At 41.0% G+C, this 16,046-nt stretch carries 13 protein-coding genes; 6 read left to right on the top strand and 7 right to left on the bottom strand.

Annotation, left to right across the window (positions count from 1 at the left end):
* Positions 1-401: 401 nt before the first annotated feature.
* From IQ230_RS06930 to IQ230_RS06920, 3 genes are all read left to right on the top strand, one after another.
* Complete coding sequence (locus IQ230_RS06930) at positions 402-1,988, top strand: hypothetical protein (protein ID WP_193931313.1); 1,587 nt, start codon at positions 402-404, stop codon at positions 1,986-1,988.
* Between the two features lie 317 nt (positions 1,989-2,305).
* Positions 2,306-2,689, top strand: coding sequence for a hypothetical protein (locus IQ230_RS06925; protein WP_193931312.1), 384 nt, complete (start codon positions 2,306-2,308; stop codon positions 2,687-2,689).
* Positions 2,690-2,872: 183 nt separating this feature from the next.
* Positions 2,873-4,369: a thioredoxin-like domain-containing protein gene (locus IQ230_RS06920; RefSeq protein ID WP_193931311.1), complete on the top strand. Its 1,497-nt coding sequence runs from the start codon at positions 2,873-2,875 to the stop codon at positions 4,367-4,369.
* A gap of 152 nt (positions 4,370-4,521) precedes the next feature.
* Here IQ230_RS06920 and IQ230_RS06915 read toward each other — a convergent pair whose 3' ends face one another.
* A complete protein-coding gene (locus IQ230_RS06915) occupies positions 4,522-4,968 on the bottom strand; it encodes a rhodanese-like domain-containing protein (protein WP_193931310.1) in 447 nt (148 codons plus the stop codon).
* 554 nt (positions 4,969-5,522) lie between these two features.
* Here IQ230_RS06915 and mutL point away from each other — a divergent pair.
* A complete protein-coding gene (mutL, locus tag IQ230_RS06910; RefSeq protein ID WP_193931309.1) occupies positions 5,523-7,235 on the top strand; it encodes a DNA mismatch repair endonuclease MutL in 1,713 nt (570 codons plus the stop codon).
* On the opposite strand, the gene IQ230_RS06905 is transcribed toward mutL, so the two are convergent.
* From IQ230_RS06905 to IQ230_RS06880, 6 genes are all read right to left on the bottom strand, one after another.
* Complete coding sequence (locus tag IQ230_RS06905) at positions 7,232-7,786, bottom strand: GNAT family N-acetyltransferase (RefSeq protein ID WP_407646626.1); 555 nt, start codon at positions 7,784-7,786, stop codon at positions 7,232-7,234. The genes mutL and IQ230_RS06905 overlap by 4 nt on opposite strands.
* 31 nt (positions 7,787-7,817) lie before the next feature.
* Positions 7,818-9,170 (bottom strand): UDP-N-acetylmuramoyl-tripeptide--D-alanyl-D-alanine ligase, encoded by a 1,353-nt coding sequence (locus IQ230_RS06900; RefSeq protein WP_193931308.1) that lies wholly within the window; start codon positions 9,168-9,170, stop codon positions 7,818-7,820.
* Between the two features lie 71 nt (positions 9,171-9,241).
* Positions 9,242-9,634 carry a hypothetical protein gene (locus IQ230_RS06895; RefSeq protein WP_193931307.1) on the bottom strand — a complete coding sequence of 131 codons (393 nt, stop codon included), beginning with the start codon at positions 9,632-9,634 and terminating at the stop codon, positions 9,242-9,244.
* Positions 9,635-9,721: 87 nt separating this feature from the next.
* Positions 9,722-9,886: a hypothetical protein gene (locus tag IQ230_RS06890; protein ID WP_193931306.1), complete on the bottom strand. Its 165-nt coding sequence runs from the start codon at positions 9,884-9,886 to the stop codon at positions 9,722-9,724.
* 234 nt (positions 9,887-10,120) lie between these two features.
* Positions 10,121-11,044 carry a histone deacetylase family protein gene (locus tag IQ230_RS06885; protein ID WP_193931305.1) on the bottom strand — a complete coding sequence of 308 codons (924 nt, stop codon included), beginning with the start codon at positions 11,042-11,044 and terminating at the stop codon, positions 10,121-10,123.
* A gap of 44 nt (positions 11,045-11,088) precedes the next feature.
* Complete coding sequence (locus IQ230_RS06880) at positions 11,089-11,277, bottom strand: hypothetical protein (RefSeq protein WP_193931304.1); 189 nt, start codon at positions 11,275-11,277, stop codon at positions 11,089-11,091.
* Positions 11,278-11,668: 391 nt separating this feature from the next.
* Between IQ230_RS06880 and gyrA the strand changes: the two genes are divergently transcribed.
* Both gyrA and lnt read left to right on the top strand, forming a co-directional pair.
* Positions 11,669-14,254 (top strand): DNA topoisomerase (ATP-hydrolyzing) subunit A, encoded by a 2,586-nt coding sequence (gyrA, locus tag IQ230_RS06875; protein ID WP_193931303.1) that lies wholly within the window; start codon positions 11,669-11,671, stop codon positions 14,252-14,254.
* 108 nt (positions 14,255-14,362) lie between these two features.
* Positions 14,363-15,880, top strand: coding sequence for an apolipoprotein N-acyltransferase (lnt, locus tag IQ230_RS06870; protein WP_228054658.1), 1,518 nt, complete (start codon positions 14,363-14,365; stop codon positions 15,878-15,880).
* The last annotated feature ends 166 nt before the right edge of the window (positions 15,881-16,046 follow it).

Raw genomic sequence — 16,046 nt, 5'->3', positions numbered from 1 at the left:
ACCAGAGTGTTGGAAGTTTTTTAACAATAATTCAAAAAGTCTAGAGAGTAAGTCCGTTCTACTATGTAAGTTCAAACCAATGGAAAAAAAGTCAAGAGTATCTTCATATAATTTACAAACCTCAAAGATTCGTAAAATTTATCATTTAGACTAGCGTCAGATTAATAGTGATAAGTAGCAAAAATAAATATGAATTCATTAAGCTCAGAGCTTTTGCTCATCAAGTTTTGAGTAGTATTTATTTTTCTCTATTTGATAGATATTTGCTACCTATTTGATCGTACGCTTCTGTGTACTGGCATAGTAGTCACTAGCACTTAAAATCAAATGGAGATGGTATTTAAGCACTAAGCGCAGAAAGATTTTATTTTTAATACTTAACTTACGAGGAGTTCGATTAGGTGTTTGGCATAAATTGGTGGCGAAAATTTATCAAAGCGATTGTTTCATTTTTAGTCACAGGGCTTATTATCGCTGGCTTGATTGGTTGTAGCGATCGCTCAGTTGAAGAAACACGTAATCGCAATGATACACAACTCAATTCTGTACCACGTCCTACTAAGATTGCTGAAGTCTCTCCACCAGAAGTAATTCAGCAACTACACCAGAGCTTAGAAATTCATCGTCCGCAAGTAACAATATTGAGTCCACAGCCAGACGAAGTTTTTCAAGATACTACAGTTAATATCCGCTTACAGGTTCAAGATTTCCCTATTTTCAAAAACCAGGAACTCGATTTAGGTCCTCATCTCAACGTTATTTTAGACAACCAACCTTATACAAATGTTTACAATCTAACTGAACCGTTGGTTTTTTCTGATTTAACTCCTGGAACGCATACTTTGCGAGTTTTTGCCACTTACCCTTGGGATGAAAGCTTTAAAAATGAAGGTGCTTATACCCAAACAACTTTTCATATCTTCGCGAAAGATAATAACAATAGTCCTGCATCTAATAAACCACTATTAACCTATAACGCTCCTCAAGGAACATTCAGTGCTGAACCCGTTCTTCTCGATTTCTACTTGACTAATGCACCCCTACACTTAGTTGCTCAAGAACATCAACAAAATGACATTACTGATTGGCGTATCCGCTGTACAATTAACGGTGATAGCTTTATTCTTGAGCGTTGGCAACCACTTTATTTACGAGGTTTCCAACCTGGTAAAAATTGGGTTCAGTTAGAGTTTATTGACGAACAAGGCAACTCTTTAGCCAACGTTTTCAATAACACAATTCGGTTAATCACTTATGAGCCGCCTGCAAAAGATAGCTTAGGAAAACTTGTAACAGGACAACTGTCGGTAGCTGAAGCACGAGGTATTGTAGAACAGAATTATGTCTATAAATCTCCAATCATTGAACCAACTCCCACACCATCACCTAGTCCAGTTCCTGAACTACCTTCTGTAGAAGAAATTAAACCAGAACAACCTCTATTAGACAAAATAGAAGTTAATCAACCTGAACAAGAACTCGAAACTGATTTAGAGAAACCTGAACAAACTAAACCAAATAACTTGTTTAATCGCTTTCGGCGTCGTGAAGTTGAACCTGCACCAAGCGTGACACCTTTAATACCAGAAGTACCTGAAGAAAGTGAGATTCCAGACACAGAAGCAGTTCCTGAAGAACTTCTAATTCCTGCACCGAAACAAACTATTCCTGTTGAACCTCCAGAACCGCAAAATTCTTCTGATGTTGAACCATTAACGTCATCACCTGAAGCAGTTCCGTCAGATATATCACCGTCAGCGCCAACACCAGCACTAGAAGGTATAAAACCCTTGGAAAAGCAGCCAGAGGGTTTTTTTAATCGTTTTCGCCGTCGTTCAGTGATTCTGCCATCGTCTGAACCACCACAATCGGAAGTGATTGATTTACCTGTACCACAGCCAGAAACAGTCGAATCAGCACAGGAAGAAGATGCAGCAGACGATGAACTTGAACTCAAGTTAGGTCTACAAGAGAATGTTCTGCCTTAAGTTAGTTCTAACTTGAAAGCTGTCGAGGTTGAGCAAGCAGCTTTTTACAGTTTAGAGTAAACCCCTTTTGCCCTCTCAATCTACGCTAGTTCCTATAACTAGGGGAACCCCGCACCTTTCGCCTGACTTCCCAATTCTGAAGAGAAAATAAAGAAAAACGCTTGTTCACGGGTCTAAGGAGGCGCAAGACATTCAACTGCGTAATTCCTGAAAACCATGAGTTTGAAGATCAAAACTTTCTAACCCTAGGGAGAAGATGTTATCTCAAAAAAAGTAAAGAGTTAGAAAGTTAGAATCCAAAACTAATGGAGAGAGAAATGAAATCAATGATAGATTGGGTGAAGAGCAGCGGATTACGTCGTGTTATCACAGTTGTATTGGTAGCAATTACATTTTTGGTTGCTCCAGCCTTCAATGAAAGTGTATTTTCACAAGCACAGGCTGCATCTGCTGGGTCAGTAGACGAGAATCCTGTTACACGTGATACAGTAAAGCGCATTAAAGAAAAAGCTGAAGATTTTGGTGATAGCGCAGAACGTCCTATTGGTGATACAGGTTTAAAGAATCTGAAAAAGCTTGGAGAAAACATTCCTGAAACCTTGGAACTTAAAGCACGTCAAACAGGTGTTACATTTAACCCAAATGAGGCAGATAAGAAAGCTGCTATGGAAGAAGCTCAAAGCAAAGCTGAGAGAAACTAAGCAAGATAGGTAAAAGCTTTCTAGCGCTTCTGTATTTTGTGAAAGCAATATCTACTTTGAGGGCTAGTGTAACCTGGAGTTGATACTGTGTATTTTGTACAGTCAATTCCAGGTTATTTATATGAAATAGCGATTTGCAGTTAGCAATATAACTTAAGATAAACCCAAAAAGCACCTTTAAGTATGCGAGTGAGAGCGCCGGAACTTCCCTCTAATCAAGCTTGGCTAAATATAGATCGTCCTTTATCACTACAGCAACTACGCGGTCAAGTTGTTATTTTAGACTTTTGGACATACTGCTGTATTAATTGCTTACATGTTTTACCAGATTTAAAATACTTAGAACAAAAATTTCAAGATCAGCTAACGGTTATTGGAATTCATTCGGCTAAGTTTGACAACGAGAAGGAAGTCGAGAATATTCGTCAAGCAATCTTACGCTATGACATTGAGCATCCAGTACTTATCGATAGTGGCTTTGGAGTTTGGGAACAATATGCTGTACGGGCTTGGCCAACCTTAATAGTAATCGATCCTGAAGGTTACATTGTTAGCTATGTTTCTGGTGAAGGTCATCGCGATGATTTAGAGCAAATAGTAGAGCAGTTGATTCATAAACATCAAGGAAAGGGGACATTTTCTGCTCAAAATCTCAGTTTGCTGCTAGAGAAACAACGCCAACCACTGATAACTCCCTTAGCTTTTCCTGGAAAGGTTTTAGCCACAACAGTAGGCTTATTTATTACTGATTCGGGTCATCATCGGCTTGTTATTAGTTCTTTAGATGGAGAAGTTCAGCATTTGATTGGAACAGGTCAATCAGGATTAATGGATGGTTGTTTTGGCGAAGCACAGTTTTCCAGTCCTCAAGGAATGGCATTTGACGCAAAAAAACAGTTACTGTATTTAGCTGATACCGAAAATCATGCGATACGCCAGATTGATTTGCAACGTCAAGTCGTCAAAACAATTGCTGGTACAGGCAAACAAAACCAGAATAGTCAACCTTTTGGAGGTGCTGGATTAACAACGGAGTTAAACTCCCCTTGGGATGTGCAACTAAGAGGTAACTCTTTATTTATTGCAATGGCAGGTGCACACCAAATTTGGGAATTACAACTAGAAATATTGACGATCGCAACTTATGCTGGTAGAGGTGCAGAAGCTTGTATTAATGGGTGTCTTACTAAATCGGCTTTTGCTCAACCTAGCGGAATTACGACTGATGGAAAAGAGTTATTCATTGCAGATAGTGAAGTTAGTTCTATTCGTGGTATCAATTTAGCAGAACAACAAGTAAGAACAATCTGCGGTAGCGGCGAGCTATTTGGTTTTGGTGATGTTGATGGTAGCGGTGCAGAAGTACGCTTACAACACTGTTTACGAGTAGATTACTTTCAAGATTATCTTTGGATAGCAGATACTTATAACAATAAAATCAAGCGAGTCGATACTTGTACAGGTATTTGTGAAACTGTATTAGGAGGTGGTACAGGCGATCGCGAAGATGAAACAAAGAGTTTTAAGTTTTCAGAACCTTCTGGGTTAAGCGGTATCGATTCATTCCTCTTCATTGCTGATACTAATAATCACATCATCCGGCGTGCAGACATTAATACATGGGAAGTTAATATTGTAAATTTCCCACAATTATGCGCTCCAGATTTTTGTTTCCCTTGAATTTTAAAAAACCAATAATTGAAAATTAAAAACTAAATCTCCTACCTCAAACATACTTACTGAGATAGGAGTGTTTCTAATCCAAAGAATTAGTTAATGTGGCTATTATGATAAGTGTCAGTTCTGCAGAATAAGTTTACATTCACAAAGACTTACTTTTGTTGAGTTTCTGCTTGGTTTTGCATGCGAGAAACAACATTATAGTCATCTGCGCCTGCTGGAGTTCTGGATTCCAAAATACCTTCTGTGGGACCACCTACTGCCTTCCATGCTGGAAGTCCGCCTTTCAGTTCTGATATGTGTTCAAATCCGGATGAACGAAGCTGTTGTGCAGCTTGGGTAGTTTGTTCGTCAGTTTCACCGTAGATATAAACATCACGACTTTTAGCTAGTGAACTTTGAGCGCGATCCACTAACTCTTCCATTGGCATGGACATAGCGCCCATAATGTGACCGTCGTTGTATGTGTTGCGATCGCGTATATCTAAAATCGTGAATGCTGGCTCGCCCCATTCTAAACGCGATTTAAGTTCGTGCACGTTAGACTGGGGATCAATAGGTGGTTGGTCTGGAATGATACCGCCTAAAGGGTTATTCATACATTAATCCTCTCTTATCTGCTCTTTCGCAATTTATCAAGTAATACAACCTATACGATCCTTCTTTAGAATGAACGTTTATAATATCTTTCTTTAGGAATAGTTGGAATTTTTAAAACCTATGGCGATCGCATTCGGGCTATAAATTTTTTTGAAACATAGACGCGTAGTAGCTTGCCGCAGGCTACCACAGAGGCATAGAGAGAAGAATGAAAAGCGGATACTTATGAATTATTCGAGGCTATGTATGTTAATTTTTATGTAAATACTTAATTGACTATTGATTTTGTGCATTGCTTGATTTGACTGAGCGCATAAGTTTTACTTGATTTGTTGTTACTGTAAAAGAAAACAGTAATAAAAATGAGATACTCTCTAAGCAAAGTTAGCTCCGTCTATTCAACTCTAGCTCAGATTGTATTACAAATGAAATCAGTTTATTCAGTAAATTAGAACAGGCTAATTTCAGTATTTAAAAATTCATGGCTGACGTTAAAAGAAAACATCTAACATTTAATTAAATACTCTTGTTAACTCATAAAAAACTGGATTCTATGCTATCCAGTATTCACACTCTACCTGAAGAAGTTATTAATTTAATTGCTGCTGGTGAGGTAATAGACTCAATAGCAGCTGTTGTACGAGAATTAGTAGAAAACTCTCTTGATGCAGGTGCAACACGAATTGTCGTCGCTTTGTGGACACAACAGTGGCGGGTACGAGTGTCAGATAATGGCTGCGGGATGAAATTAACCGATTTGCAGCAAGCAGCGATCGCACATAGTACTAGTAAAATTCGTAATTCTGATGACTTATGGAAAATTAGCAGCTTAGGATTTCGCGGTGAAGCATTACATAGTTTGACACAACTAGCACAGTTAGAAATCTTAAGTCGCCCTGCCCTAACATCTGAGGGATGGCGTGTTGTTTATGCGACAGGAGGAGAAATTGTAGAAGTGACAACAGCAGCGATCGCCCCTGGAACAGTTGTGACTGTATCAGATCTATTTGGTAATTTACCAAACTACCGCGAAGGATTACCCGCGATCGCACAGCAGTTGAAAGCAGTACAAACGACAATTCAGCAAATTGCGTTGTGTCATCCCCAGGTTACTTGGCAAGTTTGGCACGATGACCGCGAATGGTTTACTCTCAGTGCTGGAAAATCATCTCAATATGTCTTACCACAAATTCTCCGCCAAGTGCATTTAAGCGACTTGCAAGAACTAAAAATTGAAGTTCCTCATCCTGATAATTTATTCAACTGTAAAGATGAGATTGCTACACATGCTTTTCTGAACTTAGTTTTAGGTTTACCAGACCGCTGTCATCGTCATCGCCCTGACTGGATCAAAGTTGCAGTAAATGGACGCAGAGTAAAATTACCAGAGATTGAGCAAACAATACTGACTGCTACTGCACGAACCCTACCACGCGATCGCTATCCAGTATGTTTTTTACATTTACAAGTTTCTCCTAATCAAATTAATTGGAATCGTCACCCTGCAAAAGCAGAAATTTATTTACATCATCTTGATTATTGGCAAGAAAAAGTTGCGCAAGCCATTGAACAAGCATTACGCATTAATCCTGCAACGATTCCTGAATCTTTACATAATTCTAGAGTTGGTAAACTGATTAAAGCTGCAGAATCTACCAGCAGTTACAGTTTCAATCGTCAAATACAATCGGATGTTGAGGACGTTCAGAACAGCAATCCTACTACTTACATCCTTAAAGCTGTTGCTCAAGTTAACAATACTTATATCGTGGCAGAACACCCAGGAGGATTATGGTTAGTCGAACAACACATTGCGCACGAACGCGTTTTGTACGAACAATTAGTTGATAACTGGCAACTTGTTCCTTTAGAACCACCAGTTATTTTAAATAATCTTTCACCGACACAGCGATCGCAACTTGAACGTATCGGTATAGAAATAGAGACTTTTGGCGAACAAATGTGGGCGATCCGCAATATTCCAGCAATGTTACAAACGCGAAAAGATTGTGCCGAGGCATTATTAGAACTTAGCTTGGGTGGAGACTTACAAACTGCACAAGTAGCTGTCGCCTGTCGTAGTGCCATTCGTAATGGTACAGAATTGAATTTAGAAGAAATGCAAACGCTTTTAAATCAATGGCAACGTACCCGTAATCCGCGTACTTGTCCGCATGGACGCCCTATTTATTTATCTTTAGAAGAGTCAGCTTTATCTCGTTTTTTCCGTCGTCACTGGGTCATTGGTAAAAGTCACGGTATTTAGTTTCTTAAACTTTTTGCCATATAAATATCAGGCTTTCCCACGCCATTTGCATCAGGCATTACGCCAACAATGACAAAACCTAACTTTTGATAAAACTCGTAAGGATGATTGCGTAAGTTTCTGATTTTAGCGATATGTTCCCATACATTAGGATACAGACTAACGCCTGAAAGAGATGTCATATGATCTTCGTCATCTGTCCCCACCCACAATGTAATTCCACCACGTTCTCTCACTCTATCCTCTAAATCTAAAACAAGCGCCCTTCCGATTCCTTGACGACGAAAATTGCTATGGACAACTAAAGGATGAAGTTCCCATACATTACCGTTGTATTGACTAATTCCACCAATCCATCCTAAAACTGTGCCATTGTCATCAACTGCAATACGACTAATTCTATCTGGTTCTAGAGATTCTTGCACTTCTTGTAAAGCAATATCCAAGTTTGCCCACGCAGTCCCCCAATGTTCCTTAAAACTATCAAATAATAAGGCAGCAGTTTGTTGAATAAGAATTGATTTACCAGGGGATAAATTACAGATTTCTATTAATTAAGTAGAAAAATGGATATCTTATCACTTACAAATTTGACTTGTTACGAAAATCGTTAACGACACGATCGAGTCCTACCGAATGTGCAGCTTTAATAAGAATACGATCGCCTTCTTTGACAACCTCTCTCAAGTGTTTTACGATATCTTCGTGGCTAGAAAAACGTTCAGTAGAAACACCTGCTGCACTTGTTGCGATCGCCTCTGCATCACCACTGTCAACTAAAACTATGAGTGAATCAATATTAAGTTGACGTACTAAATCACCTACTTCTTGGTGCAATTGCAGCGATCGCTCTCCCAATTCTTTCATTGCACCCAACACCGCAATCCGTCGCTTTCCTGGTGTTTCCGCTAATAGATACAGTGCTGCTTTCATAGCTTCTGGTGCAGCATTATAACTTTCATCTAAGATTACCACATCATTGGGTAATTCATGGCGCTGCGATCGCCCACTTGGCATATCGACAACTAAATTAGTTAAGTTTGACCAATCAATTTGTAAAACCTTGGCAACAGCTAAAGCAGCTAGAAAATTAGCAGCGTTGTGTCGTCCTGGTAGTGGTAAAGCCAAATACCTGCCATCTACTAATATTTGACGATCAATTACCTCACCGCGTATATCTCCGCCCCCTAAACCATAGGTAAGAGTTTGACCTTGCCAAACCGTCGCAGCAGTTGTTATAAGACGAGAATTGTCATGATTGAGGATCGCCATCGCTGAATTTGACATTTCAGCTAATAATTCACATTTAGCTTCAGCGATCGCTTGTTCAGAACCTAATCTTTCGATATGTGCAGTTCCTACATTTGTAATCACGCCGATTGTCGGACAAGCTATTTGTGTTAGTAAGGCAATTTCTCCTTTCGCACGCATTGCCATTTCAATAACTGCGTAGTTGTGTTCAGAACTCAATTCCAGTAAGGTTTTAGGGACGCCAATTTCATTGTTATAGTTTGCCTGTGTTTTGAGAACATGACCTTGAGTTGCTAAAACTGCAGCAATCAACTCTTTGGTTGTCGTTTTGCCGACAGAACCTGTAATTGCAATGACGGGAATTGAAAATTGCTGGCGCCACCAATGCGCAATTTTTTGATAAGCTTCCAAAGTATCTTCTACTTGCAGTAGTGGTAGTGATTCGTTTGGCGCTTGAAATTTAGAATCAACAATAGCGGCGATCGCACCTTTGTCTAAAGCTGCTGTTACAAATGCGTGACCGTCAAACTTTTCCCCTCGTAGTGCAACAAAAATATCACCTGGTTTGATAATGCGAGTATCTGTATTAACACCCGTAAACTGGAAAGTTAACTCAGTATCGGATAAAACTGATTTAGCAGCTAAAACTCGGATAAGTTGATTTAACGTGCCACAACAAGGCATAGGTTAAGAGGAGCGAAGAGATCAAAATTCTGGGAGATTTCCCTATTTCTCACTTTACAGCGATTCTGTCACTAAGCACTTTTGGTGTTGTTTTCCAGTTTTGAGTTACTAAAGATTGCAGATTTGGCTTGCGAGTTCAATAGTAAATGACTGTTTGCATCAATACTGAAGTCTTTACCAGGAAGAAAACCTTGAAAAATTAAGTGCTTATAGAAATGGACAAGAAAGGTTTTCTGAATTTCTTGTCGGATGCCAACAGGTAAAAGATAATCTATTGTCCAAATTACCGAACTTGGATCAAACCATAGTACACGTTCAATGCAGATAATTATGACTCCTGCTGCTGCTTCTGTAGAAAGTTGGGAGTTGAGATGACTGATTAAATCATGTCCAATTTGGATGTTCCGAGTCATCATCGCCATGACTATTTTGGCAATTTCTCTTTCCAACTCTACGCAGGTCATACCCAAGGTTCCTTCTATGGCAGAAATCTAGTTCAGATAAGTATATCCAAAGAAGGAGGAAAATGTACCCTAGGATGGATGAAATGTTTAGACGTGATGATGTTGCTGTGTTTTAGAAGCTGGTGTGTCTTTCTCTACAAGCGCGATCGCTACTAAACCAATCCCAGAAACTGCAATTAATCCAAGCGTAGATGCAAGGTATGCGTTTTTTAGCATTTCTAGGGCATTCTCGAACAAAATATACGTTGCCATTATTCTTACACTCAACTTTAGAGGGTAGATCTTTCTTATTTCTCCACGCTATTGCGGTTAAATTCCACAGAGAAATTACTATATCTACCTACTTAACAATTTGTTACACCTGTAATTATACGGCTAAAAGCTTTTCTTTTCAAAGAAAATGTTTTTTTCGATAAGTTCACCTCAAATGTATATCGAATTACCGTTTATATTTGAAAGCCGTGCATAGTCTTGCTACAAATCGAGTTAAACACTAATCAAGCATTTTTCCAACGTAGCGACAACTGATTGAGAAAGTGCTGCGAAGTCGTAGCCACCCTCCAAGCCAAAAACGACTTTGGGAGTCAGCTGTAGACAATATTCAGTAAACTTGCCGTAATCGTGAGGCTGTAGTGCGATTTCTGCTAAAGGATCAGCCGCATTGGCGTCATATCCTGCACTAACAATTAATAAGTCTGGTTGAAAGTTGGACAAGAAAGGAACAACTTTCTCTTCAAACAAAGGTTGATAGACTGCCATTGTACTACCAGGAGACACAGGTAAATTGAGAACATTATTATATTTACCTTGCTCAGATGCTTGTCCAGTTCCAGGGTAGCAAGGAGACTGATGAAGTGAGCAAAAAGCTATCTGAGGATGATTTTCGACGATCGCTTGAGTGCCGTTACCATGATGTACGTCCCAATCAAGAATAGCAACTCGGTTAATATCAGGTTGATCTAAAGCATAGTGTGCAGCGATCGCCGCGTTGGAAAAAAGACAAAAACCCATACCACGATCGCTTTCAGCATGATGTCCTGGAGGACGTGTGAGAACAAAAGCTGGATTATGAGTCGCTAAAACACTTGTGACACCATCTAGCCACGCACTGACTGCTAACAAGGCAACGTCATAGCTGCGTGGCGAAACGAGTGTATCTGCTTCTAAATAACCGCCACCAGTGTTTGCTATATAGCGAACAAGTTCGATGTACTTTGGTGTATGAATACGTTCTACAAATGCTAATGCTGGAGATTCATTTACCGGCGTAGGCGATCGCCACTCTAGATGGTGGGCAAACTCTGATTGTTGTAGTGCTGTTGCGATCGCGCTTAATCGCTTAGGTGTTTCTGGGTGAAACCGTCCAGTTTTGTGTTCCAAAAACTCATCCGAATAGATCACTGGCAGCATATTACAAACAAAACAGCATGGACTACTGAATCTAAATTGTAGCCTTACTCATCTCGTTTCAAGTCGCTTCTATCATCCATCGGCGTATCATGCATTGGTGGTGTCATTGCTGGATTACCAGTGACTTCTTCTGTTGGCAATTGTTGCATGACATCATCAATTGCTGGTGGGTGCTTGATCTTATCTAGCACTTCTGGTGATAGTAGATCTTCTGGGCGTTCGTTTTCTGTCATAGGAGCTTTCTAAGTTAACTTGCCACAGCTTAAACTGCTTTTTTCAAGTCTACACACTACCTTGAGACTTAAATTCTTATGCTCTAAATCTTCTGCATGAGTCACAGATGCCCTTCGACTTTCTTCAGAACTACCCAAACGAAGTTTCAAGAGTTTTGAATTAAAAAAAAGTTTTATAACTCAACACTCCACGACTCTAAATCTGTGGACTTTGTTTATCTAGCAGCGAATTCATTTGCCAAGCTGCATAGCTTTGTGCTTCCTCCAGTCATGGAGAAAATATGCTAGAATTGTATCATTATTTAACGAATATTTAGCAGGAAAGTGGAGTAATTTGGCGTTTTTCCACTTTAACGACTAAAAATCTAAGATTTTTGGAGTTTTTCACCATATGACAAGTCAGGATAGGATTATCCCAACTGATCTGCGTAATGAGATGTCCCGATCCTATTTAGAGTACGCTATGAGCGTCATTGTAGGTCGGGCGCTGCCGGATGCCAGGGATGGTCTGAAACCTGTGCATCGCCGCATTCTTTATGCAATGCATGAATTGGGTTTAACCGCAGATCGCCCGTTTCGGAAATGTGCCCGTGTTGTCGGGGAAGTTCTAGGTAAATACCATCCTCACGGTGATGGATCGGTGTATGACGCGCTGGTACGGATGGCACAGGATTTCTCAATGCGATTGCCATTGATCAATGGACACGGAAACTTTGGTTCCGTAGACAACGATCCACCAGCAGCAATGCGATACACAGAATGTCGTTTGCAAGCCTTTACAGGTGATGCTCTCCTTCGAGATATTGAATCAGAAACCGTAGACTTTACCGATAACTTTGATGGTTCGCAACAAGAACCGATTGTTCTACCGGCACGAGTTCCACAACTTTTACTCAATGGTGCTTCAGGGATTGCGGTGGGGATGGCGACAAACATTCCTCCACATAACTTGGGTGAATTAATTGATGGATTAGTTGCACTGATTCACAATCCAGAAATTACTGATAACCAGTTAATGCAATACATTCCTGGACCTGATTTTCCTACAGGAGGACAGGTATTAGGCACAAGTGGAATTCGCGAAGCTTATACGACAGGGCGCGGTTCAATTACCATGCGCGGTGTTGCTAATCTAGAAACAATTGAACAACGCGGACGACCCGATCGCGAAGCAATTATCATTACTGAACTGCCATATCAAACCAATAAAGCCGCCCTGATCGAACGCATTGCGGAAATGGTTAACGAAAAGCGGTTAGAAGGTATCGCTGATATCCGAGACGAAAGCGATCGCGATGGTATGCGAGTTGTTATTGAGTTGAAAGGTACAGCTTACCCCCGTGTTGTCCTTAATAACTTGTATAAGCAAACGCCTTTACAAGCCAACTTTGGAGCTAATATGCTGGCTCTAGTGAATGGCGAACCGCAATTACTCACTATCAAGCAATTTCTCAATGTCTTCTTAGACTTTCGCATTGAAGCAATTAGTCGCAGAACGCGCTACGAACTGCGCAAAGCCGAAGAACGCGATCATTTACTGCAAGGTTTATTAATTGCTCTTGCCAACTTGGATGGAATTATTGAATTAATTCGCCATGCGGCAGATGCACCAACTGCACGCCACGAACTTATCGAAAGGTATGGTTTATCTGATGCACAAGCAGATGCAATCTTACAAATGCAATTGCGACGCCTCACAGCATTAGAAGCTGAGAAAATTCGCCAAGAACACGAGGAATTACAAATACAGATCGCTGATTTGCGCGATATTTTGGCACGCCGCGAACGTGTTTTAGAAATTATTGAAAACGAAGTTACTCACATTAAAGCAGCTCATGCAACGCCGCGCCGTACAGTCATTGAACCTGATGAAGGTGAGATTGGCGATACTGACTTAATTGCAAACGAGAAAGCTTTGATTCTTGTTACTGAGCAAGGTTACATCAAGAGAATGCCAGTGAATGCCTTCGAGGCACAAAGTCGGGCAACTCGTGGCAAAGCCGCAACCCGCATGAAAGAAGATGACGGCATTGAGCATTTCTTAACATGTTGCGACCACGATAGTGTTTTATTCTTTAGCGATCGCGGTGTTGTTTATTGCCTCAAAGCTTACCAAATTCCTATTGGTTCGCGCACAAGTCGCGGTACGCCAATTGTGCAAATGCTACCGATTCCCAAGGGAGAAAAAATTACTTCGGTTGTTCCAGTCAGTGAATTTAGTAGTGATGAATATCTTGTCATGCTGACGCGGGGTGGTTACATCAAAAAAACTGAACTCAGTGCCTTTAGTAACATTCGGGCAAATGGTCTAATTGCAATTTCCTTAGAAGAAGGCGATCAGCTACGTTGGGTAAGACGGGCGCGGGCAGAAGATAGTATCATTATCGGTTCTCGCTATGGTATGGCAATCCATTTTAGAACTGATCGCGAGCAATTACGTCCTCTTGGTAGAGCAACTCGTGGCGTAAAAGCGATGAAACTGCGCGAGGGAGACGAACTTATCGGTATGGATATTCTTCCTAGTTCGGTATTGGCAAACATCAATGACAGCGTTACTGCGGATACTGAAGAAGATATCGAGATTGAGGATGAAACAGAAGAAAATGCCGAATTACTTGAAAATAGCACGCAAGGACCGTGGGTATTAATCATTACAACTGGCGGTTACGGTAAACGCGTACCAGTCACGCAGTTTAAACTGTACAATCGGGCAACAAAAGGCAAGATTGCGACTAAGTTTAAATCACGCAAAGGCTTTAAAGATCAACTTGCTGCATTGCGGATCGTAAACGAAGTTGACGAACTGATGATTGTGACAACTCGCGGAATTATCATTCGTCAAGCTGTAAAAGCAATATCTCCACAATCGCGTTCCGCCACTGGTGTGCGCGTTCAACGTTTAGACGAAGACGATGCGATCGCCGCTGTTGCTTTAGTTCCTCCTGATGTTAGTGAGGCAACTGAGTCGGATAACTAAGGGCTAAAAACTAGCAAAATGCCGATTGTGAAAACGAGATTAAGTAAACAACACCAAAGATGGGGATTACCCGCCTTTGGTTTTCTTGCTTTAGCTAGCGGTATTCTGATGGGGTTAACTGTCGCCCCTGTCGAAGCGTGGTTTTTAGCATGGATCGCGTTAGTTCCTTTATGGGTATTAGTCGCCTCTCCTGCACCACGAAAAACGAAATTACTATCAGCATTACTGTGGGGAATTGGTTATCACGGTATCGCTTTAGCTTGGATCGCTGGCGTTCACCCCATGATGTGGATGGGAGTACCGTGGCTTGCAAGTATTGCGATCGCACTATTTTGCTGGGCTGCGATTACACTTTGGGGTGCAGTCTTAGTGACAAGTTGGGCAGTCGGAATGACTGTTTTCAGTCAAAGGTCAGGCATCGCCCGCATTCTTATTGGCGTTGCATTGTGGTGTGGTTTAGAAAGTTTATGGAGTTTAGGACCTTTATACTGGACTTCACTGTCCTACACTCAAAGCCCTCATAACTTAGTCATTCTCCATCTAGGACAACTTTCTGGTTCCCTCACCGTCACAGCCGCAATCGTTGCAGTCAACGCCTTATTAGCCGAAGCATGGATGAAATATGAGGGATCAGGGATCGGAGGTTGGGGGTCGGGGATCAAGGATCAGAGGGCTGCAATAAGAGTATTTGCCAGTGGCTGCATACTTTTTGTGACGTTACATCTTGTTGGGTTTGGTTTATATAATCGCCCTTTGGTACAACAACCAGAGACTGCTTTGAGAGTAGGAATTATTCAAGGTAATATTCCTAATACGATCAAACTTTATCCTGAAGGACTGCGACGAGCGATCGCAGGTTACACTGAAGGCTATCTTACGCTAGTCGATCAAGGAGTTGAGGCAGTTCTGACACCTGAAGGGGCTTTACCTTTTATGTGGAGTGAAGTGCTGCGTACCTCTTTCTACTCGGCTGTACGAGAAAAAGGCGTAACCGCTTGGATTGGTGCATTTGGCGAACAAGGACAAAGTTACACCAACAGCATATTTACTCTTACTGAAAAAGGCGAATTCAGTCGTTACGATAAAGTCAAATTAGTACCGATTGGGGAATACATTCCATTTGAGCAAGTTTTAGGAGGATTTATTCAACGGTTGTCTCCCCTAGAAGCTAGACAAGTACCAGGTTTGCCAGATCAAATCTTTGACACACCTTTTGGACGTGCGATCGCCGTAATTTGTTATAGTTCTGCGTTCCCTGAACAAGTACGCTATCAAGCAGCAGCAGGCGGACAATTTATCCTCAGTGCTGCAAACAACGCACATTACAGCCCTTCAATGCCAGCACAACACCATGCTCAAGATACCATGCGAGCAATAGAAACAGAGCGTTGGGCAGTACGCGCAACAAACACAGGTTACTCAGGTATTGTCGATCCGCACGGTAGAACATTGTGGATATCTGACATAAACACTTACGAATTACACGCAGAAACAATCTATCGGCGTACTACACAAACTTTATACGTTCGTTGGGGAGATTGGCTGACACCTTTACTATTAGGATTAGCTGTAGTATTTAAATTGGCTGAAGTATATGTAAGTTACCCTAATTCAAATGCAAGATAGTCGTTAAGTATAGGCGAGCAAGTTATCTACCCCACATCTTACAGCCTATTGCAGTTTTATGAGGCACAGTAGCAACAGTGAGTAAACCAGTTTTTCAAATGCACGGGATTAATTAAATCGAGTGCAGTGGCAATGAGAAGATCAACCCTGAATGCAGTAGTTGGGG

The organism is Gloeocapsopsis crepidinum LEGE 06123, assembly GCF_015207655.1.
Lineage (GTDB): Bacteria > Cyanobacteriota > Cyanobacteriia > Cyanobacteriales > Chroococcidiopsidaceae > Gloeocapsopsis > Gloeocapsopsis crepidinum.
This window is presented reverse-complemented; position numbering and strand designations above follow the sequence as displayed.

Coding starts and splice junctions, on each gene's coding strand:
- IQ230_RS06925 (WP_193931312.1), top strand. CDS start 2,306: ATGAAATCAATGATAGATTGGGTGAAGAGCAGCGGATTACGTCGTGTT.
- IQ230_RS06920 (WP_193931311.1), top strand. CDS start 2,873: ATGCGAGTGAGAGCGCCGGAACTTCCCTCTAATCAAGCTTGGCTAAAT.
- IQ230_RS06915 (WP_193931310.1), bottom strand. CDS start 4,968: ATGAATAACCCTTTAGGCGGTATCATTCCAGACCAACCACCTATTGAT.
- mutL (WP_193931309.1), top strand. CDS start 5,523: ATGCTATCCAGTATTCACACTCTACCTGAAGAAGTTATTAATTTAATT.
- IQ230_RS06900 (WP_193931308.1), bottom strand. CDS start 9,170: ATGCCTTGTTGTGGCACGTTAAATCAACTTATCCGAGTTTTAGCTGCT.
- IQ230_RS06895 (WP_193931307.1), bottom strand. CDS start 9,634: ATGACCTGCGTAGAGTTGGAAAGAGAAATTGCCAAAATAGTCATGGCG.
- IQ230_RS06890 (WP_193931306.1), bottom strand. CDS start 9,886: ATGGCAACGTATATTTTGTTCGAGAATGCCCTAGAAATGCTAAAAAAC.
- IQ230_RS06885 (WP_193931305.1), bottom strand. CDS start 11,044: ATGCTGCCAGTGATCTATTCGGATGAGTTTTTGGAACACAAAACTGGA.
- IQ230_RS06880 (WP_193931304.1), bottom strand. CDS start 11,277: ATGACAGAAAACGAACGCCCAGAAGATCTACTATCACCAGAAGTGCTA.
- gyrA (WP_193931303.1), top strand. CDS start 11,669: ATGACAAGTCAGGATAGGATTATCCCAACTGATCTGCGTAATGAGATG.
- lnt (WP_228054658.1), top strand. CDS start 14,363: ATGGGGTTAACTGTCGCCCCTGTCGAAGCGTGGTTTTTAGCATGGATC.